The sequence below is a fragment of the Streptosporangium carneum genome (assembly GCF_027922005.1).
GTDB lineage: Bacteria > Actinomycetota > Actinomycetes > Streptosporangiales > Streptosporangiaceae > Streptosporangium > Streptosporangium carneum.
On record NZ_BSEV01000026.1, the window covers coordinates 64070 to 86061 of the forward strand.

22 protein-coding genes are annotated in these 21992 nt (G+C 72.5%); 20 read left to right on the top strand and 2 right to left on the bottom strand.

Annotation, left to right across the window (positions count from 1 at the left end; all coding sequences use genetic code 11):
- The first annotated feature begins 15 nt into the window (after positions 1-15).
- The 14 genes from PKF00_RS35730 (at position 16) to PKF00_RS35795 (ending at position 13160) form a co-directional block, all read left to right on the top strand.
- Positions 16-1260: a hypothetical protein gene (locus PKF00_RS35730; protein WP_271222142.1), complete on the top strand. Its 1245-nt coding sequence runs from the start codon at positions 16-18 to the stop codon at positions 1258-1260.
- Positions 1257-2198 carry an NAD-dependent epimerase/dehydratase family protein gene (locus tag PKF00_RS35735; RefSeq protein WP_271222143.1) on the top strand — a complete coding sequence of 314 codons (942 nt, stop codon included), beginning with the start codon at positions 1257-1259 and terminating at the stop codon, positions 2196-2198. Before PKF00_RS35730 ends, PKF00_RS35735 begins: the two co-directional genes overlap by 4 nt.
- On the top strand, positions 2165-2476 hold the full coding sequence (locus PKF00_RS35740) for a hypothetical protein (protein WP_271222144.1): 312 nt from the start codon (positions 2165-2167) through the stop codon (positions 2474-2476). Before PKF00_RS35735 ends, PKF00_RS35740 begins: the two co-directional genes overlap by 34 nt.
- Positions 2448-4088 carry a GMC oxidoreductase gene (locus PKF00_RS35745; protein ID WP_271222145.1) on the top strand — a complete coding sequence of 547 codons (1641 nt, stop codon included), beginning with the start codon at positions 2448-2450 and terminating at the stop codon, positions 4086-4088. The genes PKF00_RS35740 and PKF00_RS35745 overlap by 29 nt, the downstream gene beginning before the upstream one ends.
- Before the next feature lie 62 nt (positions 4089-4150).
- Positions 4151-5098 carry an ATP-binding cassette domain-containing protein gene (locus PKF00_RS35750; protein WP_271222146.1) on the top strand — a complete coding sequence of 316 codons (948 nt, stop codon included), beginning with the start codon at positions 4151-4153 and terminating at the stop codon, positions 5096-5098.
- Positions 5085-5855, top strand: coding sequence for an ABC transporter permease (locus PKF00_RS35755; RefSeq protein ID WP_271222147.1), 771 nt, complete (start codon positions 5085-5087; stop codon positions 5853-5855). The genes PKF00_RS35750 and PKF00_RS35755 overlap by 14 nt, the downstream gene beginning before the upstream one ends.
- A 36-nt stretch (positions 5856-5891) precedes the next feature.
- Positions 5892-6902, top strand: a complete 1011-nt coding sequence (locus PKF00_RS35760; RefSeq protein ID WP_271222148.1) for a hypothetical protein — start codon at positions 5892-5894, stop codon at positions 6900-6902.
- A complete protein-coding gene (locus PKF00_RS35765; protein ID WP_271222149.1) occupies positions 6872-7480 on the top strand; it encodes a hypothetical protein in 609 nt (202 codons plus the stop codon). Before PKF00_RS35760 ends, PKF00_RS35765 begins: the two co-directional genes overlap by 31 nt.
- Before the next feature lie 39 nt (positions 7481-7519).
- Positions 7520-7972 carry a type II toxin-antitoxin system RatA family toxin gene (locus tag PKF00_RS35770; RefSeq protein ID WP_271222150.1) on the top strand — a complete coding sequence of 151 codons (453 nt, stop codon included), beginning with the start codon at positions 7520-7522 and terminating at the stop codon, positions 7970-7972.
- A 187-nt stretch (positions 7973-8159) separates the two neighbouring features.
- On the top strand, positions 8160-9377 hold the full coding sequence (locus tag PKF00_RS35775) for an aspartate aminotransferase family protein (protein ID WP_271222151.1): 1218 nt from the start codon (positions 8160-8162) through the stop codon (positions 9375-9377).
- Entirely contained in the window at positions 9367-10614 is a 1248-nt protein-coding gene (locus tag PKF00_RS35780) for an acyl-CoA dehydrogenase family protein (protein WP_271222152.1), read from the top strand. Before PKF00_RS35775 ends, PKF00_RS35780 begins: the two co-directional genes overlap by 11 nt.
- A 22-nt stretch (positions 10615-10636) precedes the next feature.
- Positions 10637-10891 carry an acyl carrier protein gene (locus PKF00_RS35785; protein ID WP_271222153.1) on the top strand — a complete coding sequence of 85 codons (255 nt, stop codon included), beginning with the start codon at positions 10637-10639 and terminating at the stop codon, positions 10889-10891.
- Positions 10888-12114 carry a beta-ketoacyl-[acyl-carrier-protein] synthase family protein gene (locus PKF00_RS35790; protein WP_271222154.1) on the top strand — a complete coding sequence of 409 codons (1227 nt, stop codon included), beginning with the start codon at positions 10888-10890 and terminating at the stop codon, positions 12112-12114. The genes PKF00_RS35785 and PKF00_RS35790 overlap by 4 nt, the downstream gene beginning before the upstream one ends.
- Positions 12111-13160 carry an SDR family oxidoreductase gene (locus PKF00_RS35795; protein WP_271222155.1) on the top strand — a complete coding sequence of 350 codons (1050 nt, stop codon included), beginning with the start codon at positions 12111-12113 and terminating at the stop codon, positions 13158-13160. The genes PKF00_RS35790 and PKF00_RS35795 overlap by 4 nt, the downstream gene beginning before the upstream one ends.
- 103 nt (positions 13161-13263) lie before the next feature.
- Here PKF00_RS35795 and PKF00_RS35800 read toward each other — a convergent pair whose 3' ends face one another.
- Entirely contained in the window at positions 13264-13866 is a 603-nt protein-coding gene (locus PKF00_RS35800) for a superoxide dismutase family protein (protein ID WP_271222156.1), read from the bottom strand.
- Positions 13867-14170: 304 nt separating this feature from the next.
- On the opposite strand from PKF00_RS35800, the gene PKF00_RS35805 reads away from it, so the two are divergent.
- Positions 14171-15427, top strand: a complete 1257-nt coding sequence (locus PKF00_RS35805) for a cytochrome P450 family protein (protein ID WP_271222157.1) — start codon at positions 14171-14173, stop codon at positions 15425-15427.
- A gap of 33 nt (positions 15428-15460) precedes the next feature.
- On the opposite strand, the gene lysA is transcribed toward PKF00_RS35805, so the two are convergent.
- Positions 15461-16741: a diaminopimelate decarboxylase gene (gene lysA, locus PKF00_RS35810; protein WP_271222158.1), complete on the bottom strand. Its 1281-nt coding sequence runs from the start codon at positions 16739-16741 to the stop codon at positions 15461-15463.
- Positions 16742-16885: 144 nt separating this feature from the next.
- On the opposite strand from lysA, the gene PKF00_RS35815 reads away from it, so the two are divergent.
- The 5 genes from PKF00_RS35815 to PKF00_RS35835 are packed head-to-tail and all read left to right on the top strand — an operon-like array spanning position 16886 to position 21942.
- Entirely contained in the window at positions 16886-17770 is an 885-nt protein-coding gene (locus PKF00_RS35815; RefSeq protein ID WP_271222159.1) for an ABC transporter substrate-binding protein, read from the top strand.
- Positions 17761-18699 (top strand): amino acid ABC transporter permease, encoded by a 939-nt coding sequence (locus tag PKF00_RS35820; RefSeq protein ID WP_271222160.1) that lies wholly within the window; start codon positions 17761-17763, stop codon positions 18697-18699. The genes PKF00_RS35815 and PKF00_RS35820 overlap by 10 nt, the downstream gene beginning before the upstream one ends.
- The gene (locus PKF00_RS35825) at positions 18699-19490 is read left to right on the top strand and encodes an amino acid ABC transporter ATP-binding protein (RefSeq protein WP_271222161.1); all 792 of its coding nucleotides are present in this window, start codon (positions 18699-18701) and stop codon (positions 19488-19490) included. Before PKF00_RS35820 ends, PKF00_RS35825 begins: the two co-directional genes overlap by 1 nt.
- Positions 19487-21091 carry an N-acyl-D-amino-acid deacylase family protein gene (locus tag PKF00_RS35830; protein WP_271222162.1) on the top strand — a complete coding sequence of 535 codons (1605 nt, stop codon included), beginning with the start codon at positions 19487-19489 and terminating at the stop codon, positions 21089-21091. The genes PKF00_RS35825 and PKF00_RS35830 overlap by 4 nt, the downstream gene beginning before the upstream one ends.
- Positions 21088-21942, top strand: a complete 855-nt coding sequence (locus PKF00_RS35835) for a serine hydrolase (RefSeq protein WP_271222163.1) — start codon at positions 21088-21090, stop codon at positions 21940-21942. Before PKF00_RS35830 ends, PKF00_RS35835 begins: the two co-directional genes overlap by 4 nt.
- Positions 21943-21992: the final 50 nt, after the last annotated feature.

A 21992-nucleotide genomic window follows, 5' to 3' on the forward strand; every position in this document is an offset into this window, starting at 1 on the left:
GAAAGAGTGAGGACAATGAGTGCCCTGACCGATGTCGAGGAACTGCTCGGCGGCGTCGAGGACGCCGTGGCCGCGTTGTTTGCGACCCCGTGCGAGGTCGTCACCGCCTGGAACGTCGCGAGTCTCGAACTGGGCGTGAGCTGCGGTGACCGCGCCCTGTTCGAGGCGCTGCACGCCTATCTCGGCTCGCACGCGGGCCCGGCGTCCGGAGGACGGCCCGACGTCGAGCTGACCTTCGTGGTGAGCGACGCCCTCGCCGGGCGGCTGGAGGCCACGGCCGTGCGGCTGCCCGGACCGCAGCCCGCGATGATCTCCTACTGCACCACAGAGAAGGGCTCGCTTCCCGTCGAGCACTGGCGGGCGGGCCGCGCCACGCTCCTGCGCACGCTGAAGACCCGGACCTGGCTGCTCGCCGACGAGTCCTACTCCCGTCTGACCTTCGTCGTCGGCGACGACTACCCCCTCAGGCCGACGGTCCACAAGGATCTCGCGCTGCTGATCCTGCACGTGCTCCAGCGCACCCTGGAAGCCCGCGGGCAGCTGCAGATCCACGCCTCCGCCGTCGTCGTCGACGGCCAGGCCGTCCTCTTCGCGGGGCCGAAGCGCTCGGGCAAGACGACCTGTTTCCTCGACGCGATCGTCAGGACCGGCGCGCGGCCGCTGTCGGTGGACAAGGTCCACCTGGCGGAGGACGCCGAGGGCACCGCCACCGGGCGTTTCCAGGTGTTCGGCATCCCCACCCGCCTGCGGGTGCTGGCGGGAACGCTGCAGAAGTACCCCGGAACCTGGGACGCCTTCATCCCGGAGGAGTACCGGGGGGCGGGCGAGGAGCGGCTCTGGCGCGGTGAGAGCGACTCCAAGGTGAGCATCCCGCTGACCAGCCTGCGCGCGGTCACCGGCGAGGACTTCACGCTGCGGGCGCCGCTCGGCATGATCGTGCTGCCGGACGTCGCCCGCGGGCGCGTGCCCCTCCTGCGAGAGGTCGTCGACCCGCTGGAGGTCGCCGAGCTCATGCGGCCCAACGTCTACACACCGGACAACCCGGAGGAGGACTGGTGGTCCGGGATCGGCGGGCACCTGGCCGCCGACCTCAGGGCACGGGCGGAGGCCTTCCTGGCGGGCATCGGCGCCACGGTGCCGATCCTGCGCCTGGAAGGGGCCGAGCGGATCGACCACCTGCTCCAGGAGGCCTGGCGGAGACTGCGCTCCGGCGCGACCGGCCCGACCGAGGCCGAGCCGATCGGCGCCCCGCGGTCATGACCAGGGCGCTGGTGCTGGGCGGCACCCGGTTCGTCGGACGGGCCGTCGTGGAGGCGCTGCTGCCCTCCTGCGAGGTGACCGTGCTCAACCGGGGGACCCGGCCACTGTGGGATCCGAGGATCGTCCAGCTGACGGCGGACCGGCGGGAGGCCGAAGCGACCCGCGCCGCCCTGGGCGGGAGCTACGACGTCGTGGTGGACGTCTCGGGCACCGAGCCCGCCCACGTGCGCAACGTCCTCGGCACACCCGCGGTGTCCGGAGCCGCCCGTTACGTCTACATCGGCTCGGCATCGGTCTACGAGCGAGGACGTACGGGCCCGCCGTTCAGGGAGGGCGACCCGGCGGGCGGCGACCCCGTCTGGAACGGCTACGCCGAGGCGAAGGCGGAGTGCGAGCGCCTGCTGTCCGGCCTGTCCGGTCCCGAGTTGACGGTCCTTCGCCCGCCCTACGTCTACGGACCGCACAACACCGAGCCGCGCGAGCGGTTCCTGTGGGCCAGGATGCTCGCCGGACAGCCGGTCTTCGTGCCGGGCTCGGGCCGTACCAGGATCCAGTTCTGCCACGTGTCCGACCTCGCCCGCACCGTGGCCGCGGCGTGCGCGGCGGAGCTGCCCCCGGGCGTCTACAACGTCGGCGAGCCCGGCTTCTACACGTTCGCGGAGTATCTGGACGTCCTCGCGGACGCGGCGGGAGTGGAGCCCCGGCTGGTCCTCGTCGGCGACGGGAGCGTGCCCGCGCGTGACTACTTCCCCTTCCGCGACGTGGAGCTGACGCTCGACACGACGCGCCTCGACCGGACCGGAGCGGGGGCGCGCACCCGGCTCGCCGAAGGTCTCCGCCGGACGCTGACGTGGCTGCGCGAGTTCGGCTCGCTGGCCGACGAGCCGACCGAACAGGAGAAGAAATGGCGTGCGACGACGGCCTGGCGGACGTCGTGACGGCCGTCCTGCGCTCCTACGGCCTGCCCGGCGCGCGGACGGAGCCGCTCGCCGGGGAGGCGCTGCGGGTGGCGCGGGCCCGCGGACTCGGCTCGGAGGCCCTCGCCGGAGCGGGCGTCCGCGGCTGGAACGACCTCCGCCGGGTCCTGGAGGGCCACGACGAGGAGCTGCGCGCGACCGCCGAGTCGGTGTGCGCCTGTGTGAACGACGTGCTGTTCTCGTCCCCGCGCTGGCGGAGGGAGGTGGGCTATGAACACCCGATGGACGAGCTCCGCTGACGCGGTCGTCGTCGGCTTCGGGCTCACCGGCGCTCCCGTCCTCGAACGGCTGCTCGGCGCCCACGGCGCGAACGACGTCGTGGTCCTCGACAGGGGCGCGTTCTGGGAGCCCGCCGACCACTCCTTCCCCGACGAGCGCAGCCTGGCCCTCGACCGCCCGCTCACGATCGCCCCCGAGGAGGATCACGTGCTCCTGCGCGTCCCCGGCGGCGAGAGGCCGCTCCGCAAGTGGTGGTCGGCCAGGCTGGCCGGCGGCGGCTCCTGGCTCTGGTACGGCCAGCTGTCCCGCTTCCGCTCCAGCGACCTGCGGATGCGCTCCTCGCTCGGTGACGCCTTCGGCCCCGAGCTGCGCGACTGGCCCCTGGACTTCGCCGAGCTGGAGAACTCCTACGCCCACGTCCAGGAACGGCTGCGGCCCTTCGGCTGCGCCTACGGGCACACCGAGCCCGCCTACCGGGAGTTCGACGGGGGGCCGTACCGCAGGCGGCCGGGGCCGAGCCATTTCGAGCGGGTGCTCGTCGACGGGCTCCAGCGTGACGGCCTGGACGCCTACGTCGGGCAGAGCTGCCTGGGCGGGCGCGCCTGGGACAGCTGCCCGGTCTCGCCGGTCACCGGACGCCCCGCCGACCGCGGGCGGCCGATGCTGGCGCGCCCCAACTGGTACGTCGGCCTGTACGACAGGCTGCGGGCCGACCCGCGGGTGCGCCTGCTCGGCGGCTCCTACGTCTCCAGGGTCCTGGTCGAGGCGGGAGCGGTCCAGGGCGTCGAGTTCGTCCGCCGCGACGAGGACGGAGACCTGCGGACGCGGCGGATCAGGTGCCGCACGGTCGTCCTGGCCCCCGGAGCCCTGGAGACGGCGCGCATCCTCCTCACCTCGGACCTGCCCAACCGCAACGGGCTGCTCGGCCGGGGGTTCACCTTCACCCTGGAACGCACCGGCTATCTGGTGACCGCGGAGCCGCGGAGCCGGGAGCTGACCGACCGCCTGGCGGGGCTCTACGGAAACGTCGTGGTCAAGGACTTCTACGACCTCGGGGACGCCGGTCCGCTGCGCAAGGGCGGCAAGTTCGCCCTCTACGACGCCTACGTCGCCGAGACGCCGGCCAGGCACGTCCGCAACCTGAAGATGTTCGGCGCCGAGCTCGCGGAGTTCCTGCGGGCCGAGAGCGGCCGCTACGTGGTCAAGGCGAGCTTCAAGGGCGAGTCCCTGCCCTCGACCGGCAAGTTCGTCTCGCTGAGCGCGCGCAGGAACTCCTTCGGGGCCAGGGTGCCCGTGGTGACCTACACGCCGCATCCGGCGGACCTCCTCCTGCAGGAGCAGGTCACGAAGATCTTCGCCCGGCTGGGGCGGGCGCTGGGGGCCACGGAGACCCGGGTGCACGCCGTCCCCGCGGGCGCAGACCTGGTCTCCGCCCACCACCACGGCGGGGCGGTGTTCGGCGAGAACGCCTCGGACGCCGTGCTCGACCGCGACTGCGAGTGCTTCGAGGCCAGGGGGCTCTTCGTGGCCGACTCCAGCTTCATGCCGACCTCAGGCGCCACCAACTCGTCCCTGACCGCCATGGCGAACGCCCACAGGGTGGCCGGCGTCGTCGCCGCGCGGTTGCGGTGAGCGGCGTCACCCGCGGGAGCGGGCGGAGCGGATCTTCGGAACACGCGGCGACGGAGGAACAGATGCGAGGCGACGATCCCGGCGGACGGCCGGACGCGCCGTGTCTCCTGACGGTCACGGACCTGTCCTTCGCCTACGGCGAGTCCTCCGCGCCGGTCCTCACCGAAGTGGCGCTGACGCTCAGGGCGGGCGAGGCGCTGGGGATTCTCGGTCGCAACGGAGCGGGCAAGAGCACCCTGATCAACGCGATCCTGGACATCGTGCCCGGCAGGCGCGGCGGAAGGGTCGTCCTCGGGGACGCGAACGACGGGAACGCGGCGGACACGGGCGCCGCCCGGCGCCACGTCGGCGTCGCGGGCCAGCGGATCTCGCTCTACAAGAAGCTCACCGTCGCCGAGAACCTCACGCACGCCGCGCGGCTCGTCCTGCCGCGCCGGGACGTCGCCGCGGCGGTCGGGCGCGCGGTCGAGGACTTCGGCCTCGCGCGGGTCGCGCGGACCCCGGTGCACCGCCTGTCCGGAGGGTGGGAGCGGTTGTCCCACATCGCGGCGAGCTTCGTCCACGCGCCCCGGATCCGCTTCCTCGACGAGCCCACCAGCGCCCTCGACTTCGAGACCAGATCCCGGCTGGTCGTCCTGATGTCCCGATGGCGGGAGGCGGGCGACGCGATGATCGTGACCTCGCACTACCCCGAGGACATCGAGGAGATGTGCACCCACGTCGCGGTCGTCTCCGGCGGCGCCGTCGTCGGCGTCGGCCCGCTGCGGGACCTGCTCGGCGGCTACCACAGCGAGCTGCTGGTGCGGGTGGACGCCCCGGCCGGCCCCGTGACCCTGCGCGCCCCGGCGCCGAAGACGGCGGCGGAGGCCGCGGAGGCCTTCGCGGCCTGGGCGCGCGACCCGGACCACGGCCGCTCGGGCATCGAATCCGTACGGCTCACCAGCAGGAACCTGCGGGAGATCATCTCCATGGACCCCGACCTTCGCGGGAGCGTCGTTGAGAACGAGTGAGGAAACGGCCGGGTTCTGGTCCCTGGCCGCGGGCTACGCGACGACCGAGCTGCTGATCCTGTGGCGGATGCGCACCCCGCTGGTCTTCATGTTCGCGGTGCCCGCGACCCTGGCCCTCACCCTCGGGTCGGCCGTGGCCGGGGCCGACAGCCACGGCCGCGCCATGCTCGGGATCGCCGTCATGTTCAGCTTCACGACCACCCACTACGTGGGCCTGGCGCTGTTTCGCGAGTTCGGCGGCAACACCTGGGTGCGGCAGGCGCTCTACCGCCCTTCGCGGGCGGCCTTCCTGCTCGGCAAGATCCTTCCCATCGCGGGCATCGGCCTGGCGCAGCTGAGCCTCTTCACCGCCATCGCGGTCGTCTTCTACGGCACACCCGTCCACGGCTCGCCGTGGCAGCTCCTCGCGGTGGCGGTCGCGCTGCTGGGCGTGAGCTGCACGATGGGGGTGGTCCTCTACCTCGTCACCAGCGACACCTCCACCTTCGAAAGCCTGTTCTACATCTTCCTGATCACCGCGGGAAGCGTCGGGGGCGCCATCGTGCCGGACGAGAACCTGCCCGCCCTGTCCCGGGCGGTGGGATTCCTGACCCCGCACCACTGGGCCCTGCGCGCGCTGGACGAGGCGACGTCAGGCAGGGGGGAGTGGCCCCCCGTCCTGCGGGCGATCGGCGTCCTGGGCGTCTGCGCCGTGGTCCTCGGGGTCGTCGCCGCGACGGCCTTCGACTACCGGCGCCAGAAATACGACCTGTACTGACGGCCCTACGGCGGCCGGAACCTCCAAGGAGGCCTCTTGACACCCCCTGATGAAATGGCGCGGCATCTCGGCGCGCGACTCGCCGCGCACGGGAAGTCGATCGACGACCTCGTCGCGGAGGTGGACACCAGCTTCGGCGAACCCGTGCTGATGTCGGCGGCCGGTTCCGTGGTGCACGGGTTCGGCACCCCGATGAGCGACATCGACGTCCACGTCGTCGTCGACAGCTCGACGGTGACGGGCCTGCCCATCACGTCGTTCACCCTCGGCGTCGCCGTCGACGTGAACTACATCCGGGCGGACTCGATCCGGCGCGCGGCCGACGCCCTGGGGGACCACGAGGCTCCCAAGGCGCACGGCCGCTCCGCCTGGCGGGACTACCGCAGGAAGCTCGCCCAGCTCAACCGGCTGATCCTCGGCCACCCCCTGCGGGGCGGGCGGCACTGGCTCGACTGGCAGCGGGACAGGCGGCAGCCGGTGGCCGACGCGACGGTCCGGTGGTGGCGCGCCGAGGCGGTCCGCTACCGGCTCGCCTGCGAACTGCTGCGCGAGACCAGGCCGCTGGCCGCGGCCGAACGGCTCGGCCGAGCCGGGATCGCCGGACTCGACGCCCTGGCCACGGCCAGGGGAGAGATCTGCTTCGGGCAGAAATGGGTGGGCGCCAAGCTGGAACGGCTGGGCGACCCCGAGCTGACCGCGCTGTACGAGCGATTCCTCGACCTGCCGGTGAACGCCGCCGGGGCGCGGACCTACCTGCGCGAGGCGGGTTCCCTCTTCGCCGAGCTGGCCGCCCGCCTGGAACTGCCCCCCGACCCGGAGGTCTGCCTGACCCCGGCCGCGGGGCTGGAGACGTGGCGCAGCCACGGCGGCCGCGCGCTCGTCCACCGGTGGGCGCTGCGCGGAGTCGAGACACCGACCCGGGACGTCGAGTTCCTCGACGACCCGGCCTGGAGCTGGACGGGAAGGAGCGAGGAGATGACCGAGACCCACCGGCTCCTGGCCGAGGAGGACCTCCTGTGGCTGTCGATCGACTGGAGCACGGTGTGAACGGCGGTGCGAAGGACGACGTGAACGACGGGCGGGACGGCGACCGGCCGGACGGTGCGAACGGCGGCCCGCGTGGCGGCGACCGGGTCCGCGATCCGCGCAGGTGGGCCGCGTTCCAGTGCTTCGGCGTCTTCGAGCTGCTCTTCGAGGTCCACGCGAGCTACGAGGACCTGATCGGCACCCTGGACGAGGGCTTCCTCCCGGTCGCGAAGTTCGTCGCGAGGGACACCGTGGTCCGCGCGCTGGCGATCCGCTCCCTGCTGCGCGAGGGCTTCCCGCCCGACGAGCACGACACGCTTGCCGACCCCTACGCGGGCCTCACCGAGGACGAGATCGAGCGCGGGCTCGCGGCGGCCCGCGCCGTGGCGCGCGCCGCGGACGTCCCGGCCGCGCGCGAGGCCGCGGAGCAGGTCGGCCGCTACGTCGCGGAGCTGGAACGCGACCTCGGCTTCACCGCCCCGCCCGCCTCGATCCGCGGACCTTCCGGCCTGTTCCCCGCGCTCAGGCTGACCAGGACGCTGCTGCCCCTCAACGAGGCCACAGGACTTCCCACCGCGTTTCCCGCCGCGTGGACCTGACGGTCACCCGGGATCCGCCCGCACGAAGGAGACAAGAGAGTGCCCACCGTAACGACATCACACACGAGCGCCGAACCCGCGCAGCGGATCTGGGAGGTGCTGCTCGACTGCGAGGAGTACCCCTCCTACATGGACGAGGTGGTCGACGTCACGATCCTCGACCACTCGGGCTCCAGCAGGACCAGCCGGTGGGCGGTGCTGCTGAAGGGCTCCGAGCTGGAGTGGATCGAGAGGGACACCGTGGACCACGAGCGCCGTCGCATCGAGTTCGAGCAGATCGAGGGCGACCTGGCGTACTTCGACGGGTACTGGCAGGTCACCGACGACGGAGCCGGTCAGACGACGATCGAGCTGCACGTCGAGTTCGACATCGGGATCCCGCTGATGGCGGACATGCTCAACCCGGTGGCGGCCCGCGCGCTCGAGGAGAACTCCAGGGCCATCCTGAACCGGCTGAGCACCCGCAACAGCGATGTCAGCCCCGTGGCCTGACCTCGCGTCCGTGCCACAGGACGTGCCACAGGACGTGCCACAGGACGAGGGCAGTCCGCGCCCCGGGACGCGGGGAGAAGACAGGGAAAGGGAAACGTTGGATCGCCACGTGCTGGAACCGCCCGCCCCACCCCGGGCCACGGCTCCCGACATCGCGCGGGTCACCTTCAGGAGAATTCAGCGGCACATGTCTCCCGGGCTCGCGCTGAGCGGCAAGTTCGCCGGTCAGGGCGCGGTCGAGGCGGACGCGTCCGGCTGCGAGGTGCGGCTGTCCGACGGCCGCTCGGTCCTGGACTTCGGCTCATACGCGGTGACCCTCCTGGGACACCGGCACCCGGCCGTGGTGGCCGCGGTGCGGGAACAGCTCGACGTCATGCCCACCTCGACCAGGAGCCTGGCCAACCCGGTCGCCGCGCTGGCGGCCGAACGGGTGACCGGCTACCTGGGCGGCCATCTCGGCGGGGCCCTGAGCAGGGTCCACTTCGGCCTCAACGGAGCCGACGCCGTCGAGGCCGCGGTGAAGCTCGCCCGCCTGGCGACCGGCAGGCGCGTCGTCGTCGCGGTGGAGGGCGGATACCACGGCAAGTCGCTCGGCGCGCTCGGCCTGACCCACCACGACCGTTTCCGCGAGGGGTTGGAAGATCTGCTGGGCAGCGTGACGCACGTCGCCCCGGACGATCCGGCGGCGGTGGCGCGCGTCGCCGCGGAGACGGACGTCGCGGCGGTCGTCTTCGAACCCGTGCAGGGGGAGAACGGTGTGCGCCCGCTGGACCTCGACGTGCTGCGGCGCTGGAGCGCCGACGCCCGGAGGGCGGGCGCCTTCGTGGTCTCCGACGAGATCCAGTGCGGCCTGCGGCGGTGCGGCGACCCCTCGGTGGCGCTCGCGGCCGGGCTGGAGGTGGACGCGGTGCTGCTGGGCAAGCCCCTCGGCGGCGGGGTGGCGCCGATCTCCGCCCTGGTCTGCTCGGACGCCCTGTACGAGCCGCTGCTGAAGGACCCGTTCCGGCACACCGCCACCTTCGGCGGCCACCCCCTGGGGATGGCCGCGGTCCCGGTGGCGCTGGCCGAGGTCGAGGCCGCCGCGGGAAACGGCGCGGAACTGGCCCGCCTGATGGCGGAGGGCCTGCGGACGCTGCGCGCGGACCACCCCGGTCTGGTCGCCGACATCCGGGGCAGGGGACTGCTGTGGGGGGTCGACTTCACGAGCCCCGAGCTGGCCGGTGAGATCCAGATGGGGCTGGCCCAGCGCGGCCTGCTGGTGTCCCCGTGCCTGAGCAGGCCCGAGACGCTCCGGCTGCTTCCGCCGCTGGTGGCGGGCCCGCCCGAGGTCGACCGGGCGATGGCCGCGCTGGACGGCGCACTGGAGGCGGCCGCGGCGGCATGGGGGGACCGGCGTGAGCGCTGATCCCGGACCCTTCGACGAGCTCTGGCCCGACGTCGGAGAGCTCATGCCCGCCGACGCCCTGGAGAGGTTCGCGGCCGGCGCGGCGCGGGCCGACGAGAGCGGGCGGCCCTGCCCCGGCAGCCTGGACCTCCTGCGGGAGACGGGCTGGCCCGCCCTCGCGATCCCCACCGCCTTCCAGGGCAGGGGGGCGGGCCTGCTGGAGTCCTGCGCGGCGCAGCGCCTGCTGGGGCAGGCCGATCCGGCGCTCGCGGTGGCGGTGAACATGCACATCTTCACCATCGGGCTGACGGTGGAGCACTGGCGGCGCAACACCGACGTGTCGTGGCTGCTCATCGAGGCCATCGCGACCCAGAACCGGCTGGTCGCCTCCGCCTTCGCGGAGCCGCACCTGGGCGGCTCGGCGACCCGGTCGACGCTGGTGGCCGAGCGGGTGCCGGGCGGCTGGGAGGTGACCGGCAGGAAGTATCCGTGCTCGCTGGCCTCCGAGGCGGACCTGGTCTGTCTCCAGGTGGCCGCTCCCGCGCGGGACGGCGGCTCCCCGCAGATCCTCGTGGCGATGCTGCCGACCAACGCCCCCGGCCTGAGCGTGGTGGAGAACTGGGACGCGATGGGCATGCGCGGCTCCGCGTCGAACACCCTGGTCCTGGACCGTTGCGTGATCCCGGACGAGCTGGTCTTCTACCAGGCCCCGGCGGGCGCGGAGGACGACGACGTCCTCGCCGCGGGCGTGATCTGGTTCTCCCTGACGGCGACCGCGGTCTACCTCGGGCTGGCGGAGTCGGCCCTGCGCGTCGGACGCCGCCTTCTCGGCGCCCAGCGGATCGCGCACCTGGGCAGCGCCAGGGCGGACCTGCCGAGCTACCAGGCCGTGCTGGGCGACCCCTACGCGGCGCTGCTGACCCTTGAGGCGGGCTGCGTCGCCGTCGCGGGCCGGATGGACGCCCGCGCCGACCCGCAACGCCTCCTGCCGGCCGCGCTCGCGGTCAAGCAGCAGGCGGTGCACACGGTGCCCGCCCTCGTGGCGGCGATCGCCGAGGCGTGCGGCGGCGCGTCCTACGCCCGCCAGGGCGAGCTGGCGCGGTTGTGGCGGGACGCCCAGGCCATCCGCTTCCATCCGCCGACCCCCGTGGCGGCCCGGCAGTTCCTCGGCAGGCGGGCACTGGGCGTGCCCGCCTCACTCGACCTGGACGAGTGCGCGCCGTCCCTGACCTCCCCTCCGCCGACCTCGAAGCAATGACGAACGTGATGAAAGAACTGGAATGAACCGAGCCGAACTGTCCGAGTTGATGATCGAAAAGGTGTCCGAGGTCCTGGGAGTCGACCAGGCCGAGATAGGCGAGCAGACGGACCTGGGCGCGGAGTACGCCGTCGACAGCCTGGAGCTCATGGAGATAGGCGCGAGGCTGGAACGGGCACTGGGCGTCCGCATGCAGATCGAGGACCTCCTCGGCATGAGGAACATCGGCCATGCCGTCGACCTGGTGGCCGCGCGGATCCCGGCGCGACCGGCATGAACGGCAGGCGAAGGGTCGCGGTGACCGGCCTCGGGGTGAAGTCGCCCGCAGGCAACACCGTCGAGACCCTCCTGGAACGGCTGCGGGAGGCCAGGTCGACCGCGGCGACGGTGGACGAACTGGTCAAGAACGAGGTCCCGGTGACGTTCGCGTGCACCGTTCCCGAGTTCGACCTCGACCGCTACGTCGCACTCCGCCAGCGACGTCAGATGGACCGCGGCACGACGCTGGCCCTGGCCGCGGCCGCGGACGCCGTGGACGGGGCCCGGCTGGGAGACCTCACGCCGGAGCGCGTCGGGATCGCGGTCGGCACCGGGGTCGCCGGCCTGGGCGCGACCGAGGAGGTGCTGCGCCGCTGCGAGCACGATCCGGCCAGGATGCCGGCGTTCACCGTTCCGCAGATCATGGCGAACTCCGCGGCGGCGCGGATCGGCATGCGGCTGGGGGCCAGGGGAACCGCGCTGACCTACGCGACCGCCTGCGCCAGCGGGGCGACCGCCATCGGCGAGGCCACACTCAAGATACGTTCCGGCGAGTGCGACGTCATGATCGCCGGAGGCGTCGACGCCCCGGTCACGCCGATGGTGATGGCCGCCTTCGCGCGGATCGGCGCGCTGTCCGGACGCAACGACGACCCTGAGGCGGCCTGCCGTCCCTTCGACGCCGACCGCGACGGCTTCGTGATGGGAGAGGGCGCGGCCTTCCTGGTGCTGGAGGACTGGGAGCACGCAGAAAGACGGGGCGCCGACGTCCTCGGCGAGGTGCTCGGCTACGGGAGCAACTCCGACGCCCACCACATCGTCGCCCCCCGGGAGGACGGCGGCGTCGCCGCCGCCTGCATGGCCAGGGCCGTCCAGGACGCCGGGCTCTCCTTCGCCGACATCGGCCACGTCAACGCGCACGGCACCTCCACCTACCTCAACGACCGGGCGGAGGCCCGCGCGCTCGCCTCCTGCTTCGCCGGCCGCTGTCCGCCGGTGACCGCGCCGAAGGGCGTCGTCGGCCATCTGATCGGCGCCGCCGGAGCGCTGGAGGCGGTGATCTCGCTCGGCGTCGCCGCGGGCGGACTGGTGCCGCCGGTGGCCAACTTCGGCACGAGCGAGTGCGCCGACGAGATCGACCTCGTCACGGGAGCCCCGAGGAGGATCGGGTCCCCGGTGGCCCTGTCCAACTCCTTCGCCTTCGGCGGGCACAACGTGTCCCTGGTGCTGAGGGCCGCGTGAGCGCCGCGGCCGGAGGCGGCGGGACGCGGATCCTGCTGACCGGGGCGACGGGGGTGGTGGGCACGGAGCTGTCCCGGGCCTTCCTGCGGGCGTCGGGGCCCGCCGAGCTCGTACGGGTGGCCAGACGGCCCCAGCGCGAGGGGGACGTCAGCTGGGAGATCGGCGGGGAGGCGCCCCCCGAGGAGCTGCGGAGGAGATGGGACGTCGTCGTGCACGCCGCGGCGTCCACCCGATGGACGATGACCAGGCAGGAGGCGGTGGAGTCCAACGTCCGCCCGCTCGAGGCCGTGCTCGACCTGGTCGGCCCGGGCACCCACCTGGTGCACGTCTCCACCGCCTACGTGGGCGGATCGGATCCTCCCCCCTCGAGTGAGCCCGGCGAGTTCGGGCGCTACCGCAACGGATACGAGTGGTCCAAGGCCGAATGCGAGGATCTCGTGGCCGAGCGGCACGACGGCCCGACCACGATCGTGCGCCCGCCGCTGATCCTCGGGCGCGACGACGACGGGTCGATAGCCCGCTTCTCCGGCCCGTACACGCTGCTGCAGACCCTGGTCTCTGGGCTCGCGGCGGCCGTGATCGGCGAGCCCGGGGGATACGCGGAGGTGGCGCCGGTCGACCAGGTGGCCGAGGTGATCCTGAACGCCGCCACCGGGCCGCCGCCGGACGGCACGAGGATCGAGACGATCGCCGGCGGGAGCAACTGCATGACCCTGGAGACGCTCCTCGACATCACCTGCCGGACGCTCAACGGCTGGCGCGAGGAACGGGGCATCCCGCCGGTCGCCGTGCCGCCGTTCATCTCGGCGAGGCGGTGGCACCGCTTCTTCCTGCCCTTCGCCGAGCAGCACCTGTCGCCCATCCAGCTTCAGGCGGTGCGCCTGCTGGGCATGTTCGAGGGCTACACGAGCATGGCCGACCCCTTCGAGCCGACACACCAGGTGGCCGACCCGGCCGCGACCCTCGTGCGGTCCGTCCTGTGGTGGGCCGACGCCAAGCCGCGCCTGGCCTCGCGGATCTCCGAGCCGTGGGGGCTGATCGCCTGAGGGAGGAGGGGCACGGCGCCCGACGCGCCGCCCCTCCGCGCCCGAGCCTCGCGGGCCCGCCGGCGGGCCCGCGAGGCTCGGGCCCGGGCGGGCCCGGGCGGGATCAGCGCTCGGCGATCACGCCGCAGCCGATCCGGCCGCCGGAGTCGCCGGTCTTGAGGGTCGCCTCGTCGGGTCCCGTCTTGCCGTTGGCGTCGCTGTAGCGGGCGGGGATGTTGGCGTGGTTGTCGGGCAGGGCGTGGACGACGACCGCGCTGCCGTCCTTGTCGAGGAGCTGGTCGACCCGGAAGCGGTCGGTCACCACGGAGGCGCTCGCGGTCCCGTCGGCGCCGACCAGGAGGGCGGGCAGGTCGCCCGAGTGGTCGGCGTGGCTGCCGGAGCCGAGGCTGAAGTGGCCGCCCGCGCTGAAGAACGGGCTCCCGGTCGCCGGGTCGGTCGACTTGGGGTCGCAGACGCCGGTGGTGTGGACGTGGAAGCCGTGGTAGCCGGCGGTCAGGTTTCTGACGGCCACGGTCAGCCTGGACTTGCCGAACCGCTCGCGCTCGATCCTGAGCGAGCCGACGGCCGCGCCGTCGACGTTCTTGATCACAGCGTACGCCCGGTGGCCCGAGCTGTCCGACGCCGACTCGGCCACCGCGGCGGCGCCGACGGAGACGACGCCGACACCGAGCGCCAGGGTCAGAGCCAGATGGGTCTTGCGGAACATGGCAGCCTCCTTGTTGGTCCGTGCGAGGTTGGTCCGTGCTGGCTTTCAGTGGGATCTTTCTCCACAGTGCGCGGCCCACGCTCGTATTCGGCCCGGATTGGCCGGTAAAGGGCACGCAAAGCATGGAGGGGACCGGGCACGGTAAGGCGGCGACGGGCGGCGGGCCTCTCAGGAGATCGCCGTCCGCCAGGTAAGGCTCACACGTCCGTTACGGAAGCCAGGAGGGAAGGTGATGTCGCCCCACGGCTCCCATGACGTACGTTCGGCCACTGCCGCCCCCGCCGCCGAGACAGCCGGAGAGCCCGTGGAACCCATCGCCCCCGTTCCCCTGGATCCGGTCCGCCTGGACCCCGCCGGACGCGACATCCACGCCGAGGCGTCCCGTCTGCGCGAGATGGGCCCGGCGACGCCGGTCGAGCTCCCCGGCGGGGTGGTCGTGTGGGCGGTGACCCGCCACGACACGATCAAACGGCTCCTCGCCGACCCGCGGGTGTCCAAGGACGCCCGCAGGCACTGGCCCGCCTACGTCAACGGCGACATCCCGACGCCCTGGTCCCTGATCAGCTGGGTCTCGGTGTACAACATGTTCACCGCCTACGGCGCCGACCACCGGAGGCTGCGCTCGCTGATCTCCAAGGCGTTCACCCCGCGCCGGGTCGAGTCGATGCGCCCGCGCGTCGAGCGGATCACCGGTGAGCTCCTCGACGAGCTGGTCGCGACCGCGCCGGGGCAGGTCGTGGATGTCCGGGAGAGGTTCGCCTACCGGCTGCCCATGCGGGTGATCAGCGAGCTGTTCGGCGTCCCCGGCGGCGCGCGGGGCGACCTGAGCCGCATCGTTGACAGCCTCTTCCACACCTCCGCCGACCCGCAGGAGGTGGAGGACGCCCTTCAGGACGGGTACGTCCTCCTGGAGGCCCTGGTCGCGGCCAAGCGGGAGAACCCCGGTGACGACATGACCAGCGACCTGATCGCCGCGCGCGAGGAGGAGGGCGGTTCCCGGCTCAGCGAGGCCGAGTTGATCGACACCCTGTTCCTGATGATCGCCGCGGGGCACGAGACCACCGTCGGCCTTATCGGCAACGCCGTCCACGCCTTGCTGACCCACCCCGGGCAGCTGGCCCTGCTGCGCGCGGGCGCCGCCTCGTGGGACGACGTGATCGACGAGACGATGCGCTGGCAGGCACCTGTGGCCAACCTGCCGCTGCGCTACGCCGTCGAGGACATCGAGGTCGACGGCGTCGTGATCCGCAGGGGAGAGGCGATCCTCGCCGGTTATGCGGCCGCGGGCCGCGACCCGGCCCGGCACGGCGGCGACGCGGACCTGTTCGACCTCACCCGGCCCAGCCGCCATGACCACCTCTCCTTCGGCTACGGCGTTCACTACTGCCTCGGCGCACCGCTGGCCAGGCTGGAGGCGGGCATCGCGCTCCCCGCCCTGTTCGGCCGCTTCCCCGGCATGGCGCTCGCCGTCCCCGACCACGAACTGGTCCAGGTCGACTCCCTCGTGACCAACGCCCACCGTGAGCTGCCGGTCGTGCTCCGCCCCGTCCAGGAGGGCTGAACGGCTCACGCCGGCCGGGTCGGGCCCAGCGGCTCAGGCGTACAGGCGCAGGAGGTCCTCCTCCGTCTCCCTGCGCACGATCGCGCGGGCGGCCCCGTCGCGCACCGCCACCACCGGCGGCCGCGTCACGTGGTTGTAGTTGCTGGCCATCGACCGCTGGTAGGCCCCCGAGGCGGGGACGGCGAGCAGGTCGCCGGGGCGTACGTCGGCGGGCAGCGGCAGGTCGCGGACGAGCACGTCGCCGCTCTCGCAGTGCTTGCCGACCACGGTGACCTCACGCGCGGGGGCCTGTGAGGAGCGGGAGGCCAGGATCGCGGTGTAGGCGGCGCCGTACATGGCGGGGCGGGGGTTGTCGCTCATCCCGCCGTCCACGCTGACGTAGGTGTTGACGCCGGGGATCTCCTTGACCGTGCCCACCTCGTACAGCGCGACGGCCGTCGGCCCCGCGATCGAGCGGCCGGGCTCGACGGCGAGCCGCACGTGGGCGGGCAGGACCTCGCGCACCGCCGCGACCAGCTCGGCGGGGCGCGGGGGGAGGGGGTCGCCGGGGCGCTGGACGATGCCCAGGCCGCCGCCGAGGTCGAGCTTGGGGATGGTCACGCCGTGCTCGCGCTCGGCGGCCAGCAGGAAGTCGGCCATCCTGCGCGCGGCCAGCGTGAAGCCGCCGAGGTCGGTGATCTGCGAGCCGATGTGGGAGTGCAGCCCGGACAGCTCGAGCGAGGGCGCGGCCAGGACCAGCCGGACGGCCTCGGCGGCCAGTCCGGCACGCAGCGAGAAGCCGAACTTGGAGTCCTCGCCCCCGGTGGCGATGAACTCGTGGGTGTGCGCCTCGACCCCCGGGGTGACGCGGATCATCACGCTCTGCCGCACCCCCGCCTCGTCGGCGAGGGCGGCCAGGCGCTCTATCTCGGCGAAGGAGTCGACGACCACGCAGCCGACCCGCCAGGAGACGGCGCGGCGCAGCTCGGCGAGGGACTTGTTGTTGCCGTGGAAGACCACCCGCGCCGGGTCCATGCCGCCGGCGACCGCCACGGCCAGCTCGCCTCCCGTGCACACGTCGAGGCAGAGTCCGGCCTCGTCCAGCCAGCGCACCACCTCCGGGCAGAGGAAGGCCTTGCCCCCGTAGTGCACCTCCCCGTCGGGCAGCGCCTGACGCCACTGCGCGCAGCGGGCGTGGAACTCCTCCTCGTCGAGGATGTAGGCGGGGGTGCCGAACTCCGCGGCGAGCTCCCGCACGCCCACCCCGCCGACGCGCAGTTCCCCGTCGATCCAGGCCGCGGTGCGCGGCCAGCCGTTCTCGATCACCAAGCTCATGGGGTTGAAGGTAGGGCTTTAAGGCTTTTGTCCGGTCTGAGCATCGAAGGTTTCGATGCTCAGACTCGCAAGCATTCACCTGTATTGGGACCGTTACCTGCCGTCGGCACCATAAGCTCAACTATTCGCAAAACAGGAGCTTAAATGACAAAACGGCTGTATTCGGTCATTGCTGCCGCGCTGGTCGTCTCGGCGTTCGCCGGCGGGTGCGGGCGCTCGGCTTCGGGGACGGACGCGAACACGGGGGCCACCGCGGCGGCGGGCAAGACCGCGAAGGACCTGGTGCCCGAGGCCGTGCGCAAGACGGGCGAGCTGCGGATGGCCACCTCGGAGGGCTACCCGCCGATGGAGATGTACAAGAAGGGCACCCAGGAGCTCATCGGCGTCGACCCGGACCTCGCCGCCGCCATCGCCGCCAAGCTCGGTCTCAAGGTCACCGTGACCAACGCCGCCTTCGACGGCCTGATCCCCGGCCTGCAGGCGGGACGGTGGGACATGGTCATGTCCTCCATGAGCGACACCGAGGAGCGCCGCGCCGCCGTCGACTTCGTCGACTACTTCAACGCGGGCGGGGCCATCATGGTCAAGAAGGGCAACCCCGAGGGCATCAAGACCCTCGAGGACCTGTGCGGCCGCGTCGTCGTGCTGGCCAAGGGCAGCTCGAACCTCGCGATCGGGCAGCGGCAGAACGACAAGTGCGACAAGAAGATGCAGATCATGCAGAGCGAGGACGCGCCGACCGGCCTGCTGAGCATCGACTCGGGGCGCGCGGTCGCCACCATCGTCGACTCGCCCGTCGCGGCCATGTACGCCAAGGACACCGGCAAGTACGACGTGCTGCCCGAGCAGTACGACGCGGGCCCCTGGGGCATCGCGATCGACCGCCGCAACACCGCGCTGCGCGACGCCGTGGCCAAGGCCATGCAGGAACTGCTGGCCGACGGCGGCTACAAGGCCGTCCTCGACAAGTACGGCGTCGCGGGCAACGCCGTCCCCGAGACCATGGTCAACACCAAGCCGTGGAAGTGACCGGCGCCCCCGGGGCGACCAGGAACTCCGAGGCGGCGGGGGAGCCGCACCTGCCCATCGACGCGGTCCGCCCGCCCCGTCCGGGGCGGTGGATCGCGGCGGCGGTCGCCCTGTTCGCCATGGTCTGGCTGCTCTACACGATCATCGTCAACGAGAACCTGCACTGGGACGTCATCGTCGAGTACCTGACCGACGGCAGGATTCTCGGCGGACTGTGGGTGACCATCCAGCTCACCGTGCTGTCGATGGTCATCGGCCTCGCCCTGGGCATCCTCGCCGCGGTGATGCAGCTGTCGGGCAGCCCCGTCCTGCGGGGCGCCTCCGCCCTGTACACCTGGTTCTTCCGCGGCACTCCGCTGCTGGTTCAGCTGATCTTCTGGTTCAACATCGGCCTGGTCTTCCCCTCCTTCGGCATCGGCGTGCCCTTCGACGGCCCCAAGCTGGTCGAGTGGCAGGCCAACGAGCTGATCACGCCCTTCACCGCGGCGCTGCTCGGCCTGGCGATCAACGAGGGCGCCTACATGGCCGAGATCGTCAGGGCGGGCATCCGCTCGGTCGACCCCGGGCAGCGCGAGGCCGCGGAGGCGCTCGGCATGACGCACCGGCAGGTGCTCCGCAGGGTGGTGCTTCCCCAGGCGATGCGCGTGATCATCCCGCCGACCGGCAACCAGTTCATCTCGATGCTCAAGACCACCTCGATGGTCTCGGTCATCGCGGGAGCCGAGCTGCTGACCGTCTCCCAGCGCATCTACCTGGGCAACTTCGAGGTCATCGCGATGCTCATCGTGGCCTCCATCTGGTACATCGTGCTCACCACCATCGCGAGCGTCGGCCAGCACTTCATCGAGAGACGGTTCGAGCGCGGCCACGACGCGCTGCGGACGAAGGTCCGCCGCAACCTGCGGCCGTTCGGCAAGGGGAGCGTGTGATGGCCCTACCGGCCTTCGAAACCGTGCCCGCACCGCCCATGGTGCGGATCCGTTCGGTCCGCAAGTGCTTCGGCTCCGTCGAGGTGCTCAAGGGCATCAGCCTGGACGTGCCCGTCGGCGGCGTGGTCTGCGTCGTCGGCCCCTCGGGGTCGGGCAAGTCGACGCTGCTGCGCTGCGTCAACCGCCTCGAGACCGTCGACTCCGGACGCATCTGGGTGGACGGGGACCTGATCGGCTACGCCGAGCGGGGCGAGCGCCTGCACCACCTGCGCCCCGCCCAGCTGTGCGCCCAGCGGCAGGACATCGGCATGGTCTTCCAGCGTTTCCACCTGTTCCCGCACCGGACGGCGCTGGAGAACGTCATGGAGGGCCCGGTCGTCGTCAAGGGCGTTCCCAGGGACGTCGCCAGGAAGCGGGCGATGGAGCTGCTGGAGCGCGTCGACCTGGCGGGCAGGGCGGGCCACTACCCCGCCCAGCTCTCCGGCGGCCAGCAGCAGCGCGTGGCGATCGCCCGCAGCCTGGCCATGGACCCCAAGCTGATGCTCTTCGACGAGCCGACCAGCGCACTCGACCCCGAGCTGGTCCAGGAGGTCCTCGCGGTCATGCGGGACCTGGCGGCCAGCGGCATGACGATGATGGTGGTGACCCACGAGATGGGCTTCGCGCGCGAGGTCGGCGACAACCTGGTCTTCATCGACGGCGGCGTGATCGTCGAGCAGGGCAACCCCCGCGACGTGCTCGCCAACCCCCGGCACGAGCGTTTCCGCGCCTTCCTGGGGCAGGTGCTGTGACCCACTTCGACCTGCTGCTGCGCGGCGGCCTCGTGGTCGACGGAACGGCGTCGCCCGACGCGGCGCGCCTCGCCGACGTGGGCGTCGCCCGCGGCCGTCTCGCCCTGCTCCCCCCGGGAGGCCCGGCCACGTCGGACGAGACCGTCGACGTGACCGGCCTCGTCGTCGCGCCCGGCTTCATCGACGTGCACACCCACTCGGACGGCGTCACCCTGATCGACGGGGAGCTGGGCCGCGAGATGGTCCTGGCCTCGGTCCTGCAGGGAGTGACCACCGAGATCTCGGGAAACTGCGGCTCCAGCCTCTTTCCCGCGCTGCCCGGACGGCTGGCCGCGATGCGGGCCGAGAACCGGGTCTACTTCGGCGGCGACGTCGGGATGTACGAGGGGTTCGCCGAGTTCGCCGCCGCGCACGCCGCGGCGCCCAGGGCCAACCACCTCGCCTCCCTGGTCGGCCACGGCACGCTGCGCGGCGGGGTCATGGGCCCCGTCGACAGGGCCGCGACCCCCGAGGAGCTGGAGACGATGTGCCGGCTGCTCGACCTGGCGCTGACCCGGGGCGCGGCGGGGCTGTCCACCGGGCTGATCTACACTCCCGGCACCTACGCGGGCACGGACGAGGTGGTCGCGCTCGCGGCCGTCGCGGCCCGGCACGGCAAGCCGTACGTCACCCACCTGCGTGACGAGATGTCGCGTGTCGAGGAGGCGCTGGAGGAGGCCGTCGAGATCGCCGCCAGGAGCGGGGCGCCGCTGCACGTCTCCCACCACAAGACCGCGGGGAAGTACGCCTGGGGGCGCACGGAGCGCACCCTGCCCAGGATCTCCGCGTTGCGCGCCGAGGGAAGGGATGTCACATGTGACGTCTATCCCTATACTGCGGGAAGTACGGCGCTGGGCGCGATGCTCCCGCCCTGGGCCTCCGAGGGCGGAATCTCCGCGCTGACGGCACGCCTGGCCGACCCCGGCCAGCGCGACCTGATGCGTCTGGCCATCGCCGAGGGCGTCCCCGGCTGGGAGAACACCGTCGGCAACGGTGGCTGGGACCGCATCTCGATCGCCTGTGCGCCGCGCCACTCCGAAACGGAGGGGCTCACGATCGCCGAGCTGGCCGTCACCCGCGGCCAGGACCCCCTCGACGTGGCCGCCGCCCTGCTCGTCGCCGAGCAGGGCGAGGTCACGATCATCAGCCATTCCATGATCGAGGACGACGTGCGGCGCGTGCTGGCCGCGCCGTACTCGATGATCGGCTCGGACGGGGTGCCCAAGCCGGGAGGCCGCCCCCATCCGCGATGGGCGGGAACCTTCCCCAGGGTGCTCGGCCACTACGTCAGGGAGCTGGGGCTGCTCAGCCTGGAGACGGCCGTGCACAAGATGACGGGCATGGCGGCGGCCAGGTTCGGGCTCGCCGGGCGCGGCGTGGTCGCCGACGGCGCGCACGCCGACCTCGTCGTCTTCGACCCCGCCTCGATCGCGGACGGCGCCACCTTCGCCGACCCCCTGGTCCCACCGTCCGGGATCCACCTGGTGGTCGTCGCGGGACGGAGCGTGGTCCGCGACGGCGTGGAGACCGGCGCGAAACCCGGATCGGTGCTCGCCACGTGAGCGTGGAGGAACGGAGGCAGGAGACCGTGACCGGTTCCGGCGCCGGAGGGCAGGCCGTCGCCCACGGCCTCGACGGGGACGGGCCCGGCGTGCTGGCGGTGTCCGTGCCCGGCCTTCTCGCCCTGCGCGAGGACGTCGAGCTGACCCTGGCCAGCACCGGCAAGCTGCTGCTGCTGGCCGCCGTCGCCAGGGGGATCGCCGCGGGCGACCTCGACCCCGCCGAGGTCGTCGAGATCGAGGAGGACGACCGCTGCGGCGGCTCCGGTCTCCTGGGCCTGCTGTCGGGACGCCGCTGGGCGATCGGGGACCTCGCCGTGCTCGTCGCCGCGGTCAGCGACAACACCGCGACCAACGCGCTGCTGCGCAGGGTCGGCCTGGACCGGGTGGCGGAGAACGCGGCCGGGCTGGGGCTCGTCCGCACCCGGATCCTCGACCGGATCCGCGAGCCCCGGCTGCCCTCGCATCCGCCGACCTTCGCCGTGGGCACGGCGGGCGAGCTCGCCCGGTTCGCGGCGAGCCTCGACGGAGGAGAGGAGTGGACCAGGCTCATGCTGCGCTGGATGGCGCACAACGGCGACCGGAGCCTGGTCCCCGCCCTGCTGGCGCACGAGGCCGAGGAGCGGGAGGTCCCGGACTCGGTCCCCGAGGGGAGGGTCTGGGTGGCCAACAAGACCGGCACGGACACCGGGGTGCGGGCCGACGTGGGGGTGATGATCGGCTCCGGACGCAGGATCGGCTACGCCGTGCTGGTCAACGGCCCTGCGGGAGCCGAGCACGCCCTGGTGGGACGCGCCCGCCAGGCGGGCCTGGTCATCGGCCGCCTGGCGGCCGAAAAACGCCAGAAAACCTGAGGAAACAGTGGAATTCCTCCTGTGGAACGCGCTAACACTGGTGCCACGCG